We start from the raw sequence: 11,342 nt of genomic DNA, 5'->3' as shown, positions 1-11,342 counted from the left end.
TTCCGTGCTGACGCCGAGTGTGGCGCACGTGAGAAGTGGGGCACGTGGCGGACACCGCATCACTGAGGTGGACGACCGAGCCGGGCCACTGAACCGAAAGACTGAGCCGAAACGGGGGACGGGGCGGAATGGACGCGTACGACGAGGACCCGGGGGCCCGACCCGACCCCGGCGGGTCGGCCCGGGCGCGTCTCCCGGAGCCTTCCCCGACCGGCGCGGATTCCAGGGAAGACGTGGATTCCCGGGAAGGCATGGAGTCCTCGGCCGACATGGATGCGCGGGCCGACGAGGAGTCCTCTCTCGGTGTGGGTCCTCGGGCGGGCAAGGATTCCCGGACGGGCGCGGCTGCCGTCCGCGGTGAAGGTGCCGGGGCTTTCGGGGCCGAGGGCGCCGTGCCGCCCGCCGCGCCCCGTACCGGCGTGGCAGCCCTCTCCCCCGGCTACCAGGTCGCCGCGGCGCTGGCGCTCGCGGTAGTCGGTGTCGCCGCCTGTGTGCATCTGCTGATGGTGTTCCTCAGCCTCGCCCCCACGAACACGGTGACCAAACAGCACGGCAACGCCGTCGCCGAGTGGGTGTACCCGGAGTTCGAGCAGAACTGGAAGCTGTTCGCGCCCAACCCGCTGCAGCAGAACATCGCCGTCCAGGTGCGCGCCGTGGTGCGGGCCAAGGACGGCGGGCTGCGCACCATCGGATGGACCGACCTGTCCGCCCAGGACGGCGCCGCGATCGACGGCAATCCGGTGCCGAGCCACGCGCAGCAGAACGAGGTGCGCCGCGCCTGGGACTTCTTCACCGCCACGCACAGTGCCGACAACCGCCCCGACCGCATGCGCGGCGCCCTGTCCGAGCAGTACCTGCGCCGGATCGTGGTGATGCGCCTGTACCGGACCTATCCGGCCGACCGCGACGGCGTCATACAGCGCGTGCAGATCCGTTCCAGCACCACCAATGTGCAACCACCCGAGTGGAGCGGTGAGCGCGTGTCCGACAAACCCGTCTACCGCGTACTGCCCTGGTGGACCGTGACGGCCGACGAGGCAGCGGGAGGTGTGCGGTGAACAGGTTCTCCCTGACCCTCTGGCGCGGTGTCGCCAAAGTCACCGAGTCGGCTCTCGGGCCGTACCAGAGCGCCGTCATACGCATTGGGTTCGCCGCGACCTGGCTGCTGTTCCTGCTGCGCGAGTTCCCGCACCGCCAGGAGCTGTACGGCCCGGCCGGGCCCTGGGGCTGGAACCTCGCCAAGGAGCTGACCGCCGACAACCACGCCTTCACTGTCCTGCTGTGGTCCGACGGACAGCTGTGGTTCGAGTGCTGCTACCTGCTGGCGATCCTCGCCAGTGCGGCGCTGCTGCTCGGCTGGCGCACCCGGACCGCGTCCGTGCTGTTCATGGTGAGTGTGCTGTCGCTGCAGAACCGCAGCGTCTTCGTGGGCGACGGCGGCGACAACGTCCTGCACCTGATGTCCTTCTACCTCGTGTTCACGCGCTGCGGGCAGGTGTGGTCCCTGGACGCGCGGCGGGCGGCGCGCCTCCAGGCGGCACGCGCGCGTGGGGAGCGGCTCTCCGTCGACCCGGTGGGCTCGTCCCTGTGGGCGGTGTCCGGCCTGGCGCTGCTCATGGCGGCGTTCACCGGCCGGTTCGACAACGGCTGGCTGATCCCCGCACTGCTGTGGACCGCCTGGGCGGTGCTCGGTGTGTGGTGGGCCGTCGGCCGCTGGACGAAGTCTCCGCAGCCGCGGATCCTGCTGGACGTCGTCACCAACGTCCTGCACAACGGCGCCCTGTGCGTGATCATGGCGGAGGCCTGCCTGATCTACGCGACGGCCGGCTGGTACAAGATCCAGGGCTCGCGCTGGCAGGACGGCACCGCCGTCTACTACCCGCTCCACCTGGACTACTTCTCGCCCTGGCCCGGGCTCGCCGACCTGATGTCCTCCAGCGGCACGGTCATGATGATCGTGGCCTACGGCACGGTCATGGTGCAGGTCGCCTTCCCGTTCACCCTGTTCAACCGGCGGGTCAAGAACGTCCTGCTGGTGCTGATGATGACCGAGCACGCGATGATCGCGGTCGTGCTCGGCCTGCCGTTCTTCTCGCTGGCAATGATCACCGCGGACGCGGTCTTCCTGCCGACGCCGTTCCTGCGCCGCCTCGGTGCGCTGGTCGCACGCGCGCGTGGGCCGCTCGTCCCGCGTGAGGACCGTACGGTGCCCGCGCCCCGCTCCCCCGAAAGCAGCCCCGAGGAGAGCCCGCAGGGCCGCGTAGGGTTCACGGCATGACCGATCCGCTGACGCGCTGGCGCGAGCACGCCGATGACGCCGTGCTGCTCGACGGCTTCCACGCCCTCAAGCACGCGCTGCGCTTCGGGGCCGAGGTCCCGGTGGCGGTCACCACCGACCGGCGGGCCGCGCTCGCCCTCGCCGAGGACCTGGCCGCGGACGTACGGGACGCGCTCGACACGCTGCTCACCGAGGTGCCCACGCAGGCGTACGCCTCGCTCGTCCCGCGGCCCCATCCGACCGGCGTGGCCGCGCTCGCCGTACGGCCGTCCCGCGAGGCCAACCTGCGCAGGCTCACCCACACGCCCCGCACCGCGCCCGTCGTGGTCCTGGACAACCCGCGCAACCTGGGCAACGCCGGTGCCGTGATCCGGCTGGCCGCCGGTTTCGGGGCGACCGGCGTGGTCACCACAGGCACCCTCGACCCCTGGCATCCCACGGTGGTGCGCGGTGGCGCCGGCCTGCACTTCGCGACGGCCGTGGAGCGGCTGGCGGTCGACGAGCTGCCCCCGGGACCGGTGTTCGCACTGGACCCCGAGGGCGACGACATCCGGGGCGTGAAGCTCCCGGACGACGCCGTCCTCGCCTTCGGCTCGGAACGCAGCGGACTGTCGGCGCAGCTACGCGCGCGTGCAGACCATCTGCTGCGACTGCCGATGCGCCCCCAGGTCTCCAGCTACAACCTCGCCACCAGCGTGGCGATGACGCTGTACCACTGGAGCGCGACCGGGGGCGCGCTCCAGAGTTCCTAGGCCTCCCGGCGCACCTCGACTACCCGGAACCGGTTCGCGACGAACGCGCCGTCGCACAGCGCTGCGTTCGCCGCCGGGTTGCCGCCCGAGCCGTGGAAGTCGGAGAACGCGGCGGTCTGGTTCACGTACACCCCGCCGGTCAGGTTGAGCGACAACTGCGCCGCCTCCTCCAGGCACACCTCCTCGACGGCCCGCGCCACCTCGCTGTCGGTGGTGTAGGCGCCGACCGTCATCGCGCCCTTGTCACGGACCGTGCGGCGCAGCAGCTCCACCGCGTCGTTCGCCGAGTCGACCGCGACGGCGAAGGAGACGGGGCCGAAGCACTCGTTCATGTAGGCGGCCTCGTCGTCCGGCTTGGCGCCGTCCAGCTTGACGATGACCGGGGTGCGCACGACCGCCCCCGGGAAGTCCGGGTTGCTGATCTCCCGCGAGGCCAGAGCCACTTCGCCGAGGCCGGCGGCGGCCTCCAGACGGGCCTTGACGTCCGGGTTGACGATCGCGCCCAGCAGGGCGTTCGCGCGGGCGTCGTCGCCGAGGAGGCCGTCGACCGCGCGGGCGAGGTCGGCGGTGACCTCGTCGAAGGTCTTGGGGCCCTCGTCGGTGCGGATGCCGTCCCGGGGGATGAGCAGGTTCTGCGGGGTGGTGCACATCTGGCCGCTGTACAGGGACAGCGAGAACGCCAGGTTGGACAGCATGCCCTTGTAGTTGCCGGTGGAGTGCACGATCACCGTGTTGACGCCGGCCTTCTCGGTATAGACCTGCGCCTGGCGGGCGTTGGCCTCCAGCCAGTCGCCGAAGGACGTCGACCCGGTGTAGTCGATGATCCGGACCTCGGGGCGGGTGGCGAGCGTCTTGGCGATGCCCTCGCCGGGGCGCTCGGCGGCCAGTGCCACCAGGTTCGGGTCGAAGCCCGTCTCGCTGAGCACCTGGCGCGCGGTCTGCACGGTGAGCGCGAGCGGCAGGACCGCGCGCGGGTGGGGCTTGACCAGGACCGCGTTGCCGGTGGCGAGGGAGGCGAACAGTCCCGGGTAGCCGTTCCACGTCGGGAAGGTGTTGCAGCCGATGAGCAGGGCGAGGCCGCGCGGGACCGGGGTGAACTGCTTGGTGAGGGCCAGCGGGTCGCGTTTGCCCTGGGGCTTGGTCCACTCGGCCGTCTCGGGCGTGCGAACCTGCTCCGCGTACGCGTACGCCACCGCCTCCAGGCCGCGGTCCTGGGCGTGCGGGCCGCCGGCCTGGAACGCCATCATGAAGGCCTGGCCGCTGGTGTGCATGACCGCGTGCGCGAACTCGTGCGTCCGGTCGCTGATCCGCTTGAGGATCTCCAGGCACACCAGCGCCCGGGTCTCCGCGCCCGCGTCCCGCCACGCCCGCTGCCCGGCCTTCATCGCGGGGATCAGCACGTCCACGTCCGCGTGCGGGTAGCCGACGCCCAGCTCGATGCCGTACGGCGAGACCTCGTCGCCCACCCAGTCGTCGGTGCCGGGCTGGCCGAGGTCGAGGCGGGTGTGCAGCAGGGCGTCGAAGGCGGCCTTGCCCGCCGCCGCGTCCAGGCTGCCGTTCTCGCCGTAGGCCTTGGGGTGCTCGGGGTGCGGGGACCAGTACGCGCGCGTGCGAATCGCTTCCAGTGCCTGGTCCAGGGTGGGCCGGTGCTTCGCGATGAGCTCGTGGGTGGTCAGTTCGGCGGCCATGCGGGACCAACTCCTCGTCTGGGGAACTCTTCGTCGAGTTCATTGACCTGGCAGAAAGAGCAGCGGGATCGGGCGGTCAGAGCTAGAGTAACCGAACGATCGGTCGGGACAAGGGGGCCTGCCGCATCTGTGGAAAACGCCGTGCGGGAGGATCGCGGACATGACAGCACTCGACCTCAGCAGCCCCGTGGCCGTCGTCGGCACCGGCACCATGGGCCAGGGCATCGCCCAGGTCGCTCTGGTCGCCGGCCACCCCGTGCGGCTGTACGACGCCGTCGCCGGGCGCGCCCGTGACGCGGCAGCGGCGATCGCCGCGCGCCTCGACCGGCTCGTGGACAAGGGCAGGCTCGCGGCCGCCGACCGGGATGCGGCCCGCGCCCGCCTGACGCCCGCGGAGAACCTCGCGGAGCTGGCGGACTGCGCCCTGGTCGTCGAGGCCGTCCTGGAGCGGCTGGACGTCAAGCAGCAGCTCTTCGGCGAGCTGGAGGACATCGTCGCCGAGGACTGCCTGCTCGCCACCAACACGTCCTCGCTGTCGGTGACGGCCATCGGCGGCGTCCTGCGCCGGCCCGGCCGTTTCGTGGGCCTGCACTTCTTCAACCCGGCCCCGCTCATGCCGCTGGTCGAAGTCGTCTCCGGGTTCGCCACCGACGTCACGTCGGCCACGCGCGCGTACGAGACCGCCCGCGCCTGGGGCAAGACCCCGGTGGCCTGCGCCGACACCCCGGGTTTCATCGTCAACCGCATCGCCCGGCCGTACTATGCCGAGGCCTTCGCCGTCTACGAGGCCCAGGCCGCCGATCCGGCCACGATCGACGCGATCCTGCGTGAGTCCGGCGGCTTCAGGATGGGCGCCTTCGAGCTGACCGACCTCATCGGGCAGGACGTCAACGAGTCCGTCACCCACTCGGTGTGGCAGTCCTTCTTCCAGGACGTGCGCTTCGCCCCGTCCCTCGCCCAGCGCCGGCTGGTGGAGTCCGGCCGCCTCGGCCGCAAGACGGGCCACGGCTGGTACGACCACGCCGAGGGCGCCGAGCGGCCCGAGCCGCACACCGCCGACAAGGAGCAGCCGCCCGCCTACGTCGTCGCCGAGGGCGGCCTCGGCCCGGCGGCCGAACTGCTCACCCTGATCCGCGAGGCGGGCATCCAGGTCCGCGAGGAGGCCGAGGACAACGGCACCCGCCTGGTGCTGCCCGGCGGCGGCCAGCTGGTGCTCGCCGACGGCCAGACCTCCGTGGAGTTCCGCGACGTCGTCTACTTCGACCTCGCCCTCGACTACCGCACCGCCACCCGCGTCGCCCTGTCCGCCTCCCAGGACACCTCGCCGCGCACCCTCGCCGAGGCCGTCGGCCTCTTCCAGGCCCTCGGCAAGGATGTCAGCGTCATCGGCGACGTCCCCGGCATGATCGTCGCACGCACGGTCGCCCGGATCATCGACCTGGCCCACGACGCCGTCGCCAAGGGCGTCGCCACCCAGGAGGACATCGACACGGCCATGCGCCTCGGGGTGAACTACCCCCTCGGCCCCTTCGAGTGGGACCGCAGGCTCGGACGTGAGTTCGCCTTCGACGTCCTGGACGAGATGCACGAGCGGGACCCCTCCGGACGCTACGCGCCCTCCCTCGCCCTCTACCGCCACGCGTACGCCATCGACGACAAGCGGGAGGGCACCTCATGACCACGGCCAAGCGCGACACCTACACGCCCGAGACGCTGCTCTCCGTGGCCGTCCAGGTGTTCAACGAGCGCGGATACGACGGCACCTCCATGGAGCACCTGTCCAAGGCGGCCGGCATCTCCAAGTCGTCGATCTACCACCACGTCAGCGGCAAGGAGGAACTGCTGCGCCGTGCCGTCAGCCGCGCCCTGGACGGGCTGTTCGCCATCCTGGACGAGGAGTACGCGCGCGTGGGGCGGGCCACCGACCGGCTGGAGCACGTCGTACGGCGCATGGTCGAGGTGCTCATAGGCGAGCTGCCGTACGTGACGCTGCTGCTGCGGGTGCGCGGCAACACCGCCACCGAGCGGTGGGCGCTGGAGCGGCGGCGCGACTTCGATCACCGGGTGGCGGAACTGCTGAAGGCCGCGGCGGCCGACGGCGACGTACGCGGCGACGTCGAGGTCCGGCTGGCCACCCGGCTGGTCTTCGGAATGATCAACTCGATCGTGGAGTGGTACCGGCCGGACCCACGCGGCGTCGGCGAACGCGAGGTGGCCGACGCCGTGGTCAGGCTGGTCTTCGGGGGCCTCAAGCAGAGCTGAGTCAGTCTCCCCTGCTCACGTCTCCGGCTCCAGATCCTCCTCCTCGAACACCAGCAGCGTGCGGGTGCTGAGCACCTCGGGGATCGCCTGGAGCCTCGTGAGCACCAGCTCGCGCAGCGCCCGGTTGTCGGGCGTGTGCACCAGCAGCAGCACGTCGAAGTCACCGCCCACGAGCGCGATGTGTGAGGCACCGGGCAGCTGCCTGAGCTGCTCGCGGACCGTGCGCCAGGTGTTCTGGACGATCTTCAGCGTGATGTACGCCGAGGTGCCGTGCCCCGCCCGCTCGTGGTCGACGCGCGCGCTGAAACCCCGGATCACCCCGTCCTCGACGAGCCGGTTGATACGCGCATAGGCGTTGGCGCGCGAGACGTGGACGCGCTCGGCCACGGACCGTATCGAGGCACGGCCGTCCGCCTGGAGGATTTTCAGGATGTCCTGATCGATGGCGTCGAGCGGGCGCGGCGGCGGCAGCGCCGTGCCGTCCAGCGGGCGTGACAGCGGGAACGCGGTGCCGTCCTGCGGTCCGTCGGCCATTTGTTCAGATGCCATTGCCCCCCGCTCCCTCGCCGTGGACGTCCTGCGTTCATTGCAGGCTGTGGAGAACCGTTTGTCCACAGCCTGGCGGGGGCTGTAGCCAAAATGTGCCAACGACCGAACAATCGGTTGGTGAGGCGCCTCACAGCCGACGCGCCTCCCGTAGCCGCTCCCACGAGGAGGTGCCGTCATGACGGTCATGGAGCAGCGGGGCGCGTACCGGCCATCGCCGCCGCCCGCCTGGCAGCCCCGTATGGACCCCGCGCCGCTGCTGCCCGACGCCGAGCCCTACCGCGTCCTCGGCACCGAGGCGGCCACCAAGGCCGACCCTGACCTGCTGCGCCGGCTCTACGCCCAGCTGGTGCGCGGCCGCCGCTACAACACGCAGGCCACCGCGCTCACCAAGCAGGGCCGCCTCGCCGTCTACCCCTCCAGCACCGGCCAGGAGGCCTGCGAGGTCGCCGCCGCCCTGGCCCTGGAAGAGCGCGACTGGCTCTTTCCCAGCTATCGCGACACCCTCGCCGTCGTCGCTCGGGGCGTGGATCCCGTCGAGGCCCTCACCCTGCTGCGCGGCGACTGGCACAGCGGCTACGACCCCTACGAACACCGGGTCGCCCCGCTCAGCACCCCGCTGGCCACCCAGCTGCCGCACGCCGTCGGCCTGGCGCACGCCGCCCGCCTCAAGGGCGACGACGTCGTCGCGCTCGCGATGGTCGGCGACGGCGGCACCAGCGAGGGCGACTTCCACGAGGCCCTGAACTTCGCCGCCGTCTGGCAGGCGCCGGTCGTCTTCCTCGTGCAGAACAACGGCTTCGCCATCTCCGTCCCGCTCGCCAAGCAGACCGCCGCGCCCTCCCTGGCCCACAAGGCCGTCGGATACGGCATGCCGGGCCGGCTGGTCGACGGCAACGACGCGGCGGCCGTGCACGAGGTCCTCAGCGACGCGGTACGGCACGCGCGCGCGGGCGGCGGACCGACTCTCGTGGAAGCGGTGACGTACCGCATCGACGCCCACACCAACGCCGACGACGCCACCCGCTACCGAGGCGACGCCGAGGTCGAGGCCTGGCGCGCCCACGACCCGATCGACCTGCTGGAACACGAGCTGACCGAGCGCGGGCTGCTCGACGAGGCCGGCATCGAGGCCGCCCGGAAGGATGCCGAGGCGATGGCAGCCTCGTTGCGCGAACGCATGAACCGCGACCCCGAACTGGACCCCATGGCCCTCTTCGACCATGTCTACGCCGAGACCACCGCCCAACTGCGCGAACAGCGCGCCCTGCTGCGGGCCGAGCTGGAAGCCGAGCAGGAGCGGCACGGCGAGCAGGAAGGCGGCGCCCGATGACCACCGTCGCCGTCAAACCCGCCACCATGGCGCAGGCCCTCACGCGCGCGATGCGCGACGCGATGGCCGCCGACCCGGCCGTGCACGTCATGGGCGAGGACGTCGGCACCCTCGGCGGTGTCTTCCGGGTCACCGACGGCCTCGCCAAGGAGTTCGGCGAGGACCGCTGCACCGACACCCCGCTCGCCGAGGCCGGCATCCTCGGCACCGCCGTCGGCATGGCCATGTACGGCCTGCGCCCGGTGGTGGAGATGCAGTTCGACGCCTTCGCCTACCCGGCGTTCGAGCAGCTCATCAGTCATGTCTCCCGGATGCGCAACCGCACGCGCGGCCGGATGGCCCTGCCCATCACCGTCCGGGTCCCCTACGGCGGCGGCATCGGCGGCGTCGAGCACCACAGCGACTCCTCCGAGGCCTACTACATGGCCACGCCTGGACTGCACGTGGTCACGCCCGCGACCGTCGCCGACGCCTACGGCCTGCTGCGCCAGGCCATCGCCTCCGACGACCCGGTCGTCTTCCTGGAGCCCAAGCGGCTGTACTGGTCGAAGGACTCCTGGAACCCCGAGCATCCCACGGACGTGGAGCCCATCGGCCGTGCGGTGGTGCGCCGGCCGGGCCGCAGCGCCACGCTGATCACCTACGGCCCCTCCCTGCCGGTCTGCCTGGAGGCCGCCGAGGCCGCCCAGGCCGAGGGCTGGGACCTGGAGGTGATCGACCTGCGCTCGCTGGTGCCGTTCGACGACGAGACGGTCTGCGCGGCCGTACGACGCACGGGACGCGCGGTCGTCGTCCACGAGTCCACCGGGTTCGGCGGGCCGGGCGGCGAGATCGCGGCCCGGATCACCGAGCGCTGCTTCCACCACCTGGAGGCGCCGGTGCTGCGCGTGGCCGGCTTCGACATCCCCTACCCGCCGCCCATGCTGGAGCGGCACCACCTGCCCGGCGTCGACCGCATCCTGGACGCCGTGGCCCGGCTGCAGTGGGAGGCCGAGGGCTGATGGCACAGGTGCTGGAGTTCAAGCTCCCCGACCTCGGCGAGGGACTCACCGAGGCGGAGATCGTCCGCTGGCTGGTCCAGGTCGGTGACGTCGTCGCCGTCGACCAGCCGGTCGTCGAGGTCGAGACGGCCAAGGCGATGGTCGAGGTGCCCTGCCCGTACGGCGGTGTGGTCACCGCCCGCTTCGGCGAGGAGGGCACCGAACTGCCCGTCGGAGCGCCCCTGTTGACAGTGGCGGTGGGGCCGCAGGCCCCGGCGGGGGACGGCGAGGGGTCGGGCAACGTCCTGGTCGGATACGGCACCTCGGAAGCTCCGGCCCGGCGCCGGAGGGTGCGGCCGACGCCGCTGGTGACGGGTGCCGCGAACACCGGTGTGGACGGCGCACGGAGCACGAGCGCGCCCTCCGGCACGGTCCCGGCCGGGCGGCAGAGCCCGGCTGCGGCCTTCGGGGCGGTGCGACCGGACGGACCGGCCGCCTCCAACGGCACGGTGTCCACCGGGACGGCCCACGCGCGCGTGGACGCGTTCCGCGCCGAGGGCCCGGTCCCCGTGATCTCTCCCCTGGTCCGCCGGCTGGCCCGCGAGGGCGGGGTGGACCTGCGGCAGCTGGCGGGCTCGGGCCCGGACGGGCTGATCCTGCGCGCGGACGTCGAGGGCGCCCTGCGGGCCAGGGCCACCCCGGCGCCCCTGGCGCAGGAGCCGGTCCGCGCCGCGAGCCCGTCGGCAGCCGCCGCCTCGGCCACGCGCGCCGGGGGCACCCGCATCCCCCTCAAGGGCGTGCGCGGTGCCGTCGCCGACAAGCTCTCCCGCAGCCGCCGGGAGATCCCGGACGCCACCTGCTGGGTCGACGCCGACGCGACCGAACTCATGCGCGCGCGTGCCGCGATGAACGCGGCCGGCGGACCGAAGATCTCCCTGCTCGCGCTGCTCGCCCGCATCTGCACGGCCGCGCTCGCCCGATTCCCCGAGCTGAACTCCTACGTCGACACCGAGGCCCGCGAGATCGTCCAACTCGACCAGGTCCACCTCGGGTTCGCCGCGCAGACCGAACGCGGGCTCGTCGTGCCGGTCGTCCGGGACGCCCACGCGCGCGACGCCGAGGCACTGACCGCGGAGTTCGCCCGGCTCACCGAAGCCGCCCGCACCGGGACGCTCACACCCGGGGAACTCACCGGCGGGACCTTCACGTTGAACAACTACGGCGTCTTCGGTGTCGACGGCTCCACGCCGATCATCAACCACCCCGAGGCGGCGATGCTCGGCGTCGGCCGGATCGTCCCCAAACCATGGGTCCACGAAGGCGAGCTGGCCGTGCGGCAGGTCGTGCAGCTCTCGCTCACCTTCGACCACCGGGTGTGCGACGGCGGCACGGCGGGCGGCTTCCTGCGGTACGTGGCGGACTGCGTGGAACAGCCGGCGGTGCTCCTGCGCACCCTGTGACGCGCGCGGGGCCCGGAAGAAGGGCCCCGCGGAAGATATGACC

The 11,342-nt window shown here is 72.1% G+C and carries 10 protein-coding genes; 8 read left to right on the top strand and 2 right to left on the bottom strand.

Annotated features, from left to right (window positions below; all coding sequences use genetic code 11):
- Positions 1-128 precede the first annotated feature (128 nt).
- From ACZ5NH_RS16200 to ACZ5NH_RS16190, 3 genes are read left to right on the top strand one after another with little or no spacing between them, the layout of a single operon-like run.
- Positions 129-1,058: a DUF5819 family protein gene (locus ACZ5NH_RS16200; RefSeq protein WP_468775708.1), complete on the top strand. Its 930-nt coding sequence runs from the start codon at positions 129-131 to the stop codon at positions 1,056-1,058.
- Complete coding sequence (locus ACZ5NH_RS16195) at positions 1,055-2,278, top strand: HTTM domain-containing protein (protein WP_468775706.1); 1,224 nt, start codon at positions 1,055-1,057, stop codon at positions 2,276-2,278. Before ACZ5NH_RS16200 ends, ACZ5NH_RS16195 begins: the two co-directional genes overlap by 4 nt.
- A complete protein-coding gene (locus tag ACZ5NH_RS16190; RefSeq protein WP_468775704.1) occupies positions 2,275-3,030 on the top strand; it encodes a TrmH family RNA methyltransferase in 756 nt (251 codons plus the stop codon). The genes ACZ5NH_RS16195 and ACZ5NH_RS16190 overlap by 4 nt, the downstream gene beginning before the upstream one ends.
- Here ACZ5NH_RS16190 and paaN read toward each other — a convergent pair.
- Positions 3,027-4,718, bottom strand: coding sequence for a phenylacetic acid degradation protein PaaN (gene paaN, locus ACZ5NH_RS16185; protein ID WP_468775702.1), 1,692 nt, complete (start codon positions 4,716-4,718; stop codon positions 3,027-3,029). The genes ACZ5NH_RS16190 and paaN overlap by 4 nt on opposite strands.
- A 160-nt stretch (positions 4,719-4,878) precedes the next feature.
- Between paaN and ACZ5NH_RS16180 the strand changes: the two genes are divergently transcribed.
- Together ACZ5NH_RS16180 and ACZ5NH_RS16175 are read left to right on the top strand one after the other, a co-directional pair.
- A complete protein-coding gene (locus tag ACZ5NH_RS16180; RefSeq protein ID WP_468775700.1) occupies positions 4,879-6,396 on the top strand; it encodes a 3-hydroxyacyl-CoA dehydrogenase in 1,518 nt (505 codons plus the stop codon).
- Positions 6,393-6,980: a TetR/AcrR family transcriptional regulator gene (locus ACZ5NH_RS16175; protein WP_388622922.1), complete on the top strand. Its 588-nt coding sequence runs from the start codon at positions 6,393-6,395 to the stop codon at positions 6,978-6,980. Before ACZ5NH_RS16180 ends, ACZ5NH_RS16175 begins: the two co-directional genes overlap by 4 nt.
- A gap of 15 nt (positions 6,981-6,995) precedes the next feature.
- On the opposite strand, the gene ACZ5NH_RS16170 is transcribed toward ACZ5NH_RS16175, so the two are convergent.
- The gene (locus ACZ5NH_RS16170; RefSeq protein ID WP_468776184.1) at positions 6,996-7,514 is read right to left on the bottom strand and encodes an Lrp/AsnC family transcriptional regulator; all 519 of its coding nucleotides are present in this window, start codon (positions 7,512-7,514) and stop codon (positions 6,996-6,998) included.
- Between the two features lie 190 nt (positions 7,515-7,704).
- Between ACZ5NH_RS16170 and pdhA the strand changes: the two genes are divergently transcribed.
- From pdhA to ACZ5NH_RS16155, 3 genes are read left to right on the top strand one after another with little or no spacing between them, the layout of a single operon-like run.
- On the top strand, positions 7,705-8,859 hold the full coding sequence (gene pdhA / locus ACZ5NH_RS16165) for a pyruvate dehydrogenase (acetyl-transferring) E1 component subunit alpha (RefSeq protein WP_468775698.1): 1,155 nt from the start codon (positions 7,705-7,707) through the stop codon (positions 8,857-8,859).
- Positions 8,856-9,860, top strand: coding sequence for an alpha-ketoacid dehydrogenase subunit beta (locus tag ACZ5NH_RS16160; RefSeq protein ID WP_468775696.1), 1,005 nt, complete (start codon positions 8,856-8,858; stop codon positions 9,858-9,860). The genes pdhA and ACZ5NH_RS16160 overlap by 4 nt, the downstream gene beginning before the upstream one ends.
- Positions 9,860-11,299 carry a dihydrolipoamide acetyltransferase family protein gene (locus ACZ5NH_RS16155; protein WP_468775694.1) on the top strand — a complete coding sequence of 480 codons (1,440 nt, stop codon included), beginning with the start codon at positions 9,860-9,862 and terminating at the stop codon, positions 11,297-11,299. The genes ACZ5NH_RS16160 and ACZ5NH_RS16155 overlap by 1 nt, the downstream gene beginning before the upstream one ends.
- Positions 11,300-11,342: the final 43 nt, after the last annotated feature.

The organism is Streptomyces sp. NPDC031426 (genome assembly GCF_055581585.1).
Note: the sequence above shows the minus strand (reverse complement) of the source record. Positions and strands in the feature narration are given on the sequence as shown.